The 488-nt window shown below is 58.3% G+C and carries 1 tRNA gene; it reads left to right on the top strand.

Going from position 1 to position 488, the window contains the following annotated elements:
• The first annotated feature begins 123 nt into the window (after window positions 1-123).
• Window positions 124-195 (top strand) — tRNA-Ala (locus C464_RS00015).
• Window positions 196-488: the final 293 nt, after the last annotated feature.

Below are 488 nucleotides of genomic sequence, written 5' to 3' on the forward strand. Positions count from 1 at the left end.
CGTCACCACGACGGTCACTACTCATTCGCATTGGACTGTACCCGTCCGCCCACCCACCGGCTTGGACACCTTAGAACGACCACGGCTCATACCAAACGCGAGAACCTTCCCACCAGGGAAGGTGGGCTCATAGCTCAGCGGTAGAGTGCCTCCCTTGCAAGGAGGATGCCCTGGGTTCGAATCCCAGTGAGTCCATGTCCGTTCGAAGCGAATCCGTCCCCTTAAGTGGGAGACGCGANCTCCCTTGCAAGGAGGATGCCCTGGGTTCGAATCCCAGTGAGTCCATGTCCGTTCGAAGCGAATCCGTCCCCTTAAGTGGGAGACGCGATTCCATTGGGTTACGACGACCGATGCACCATCCCGGGAAACCGCGGATGGGAAGGGTTCGACGAACGCCCTGTCACACCCGGGGCGATTCAATGACAACCGTGTATACGTGCGATCCAGACGTCCACTGAACTCATCCGAGTTCGTGGAACGTCAGTGAA

Origin of the sequence: Halorubrum coriense DSM 10284, assembly GCF_000337035.1 — an archaeon.
Lineage (GTDB): Archaea > Halobacteriota > Halobacteria > Halobacteriales > Haloferacaceae > Halorubrum > Halorubrum coriense.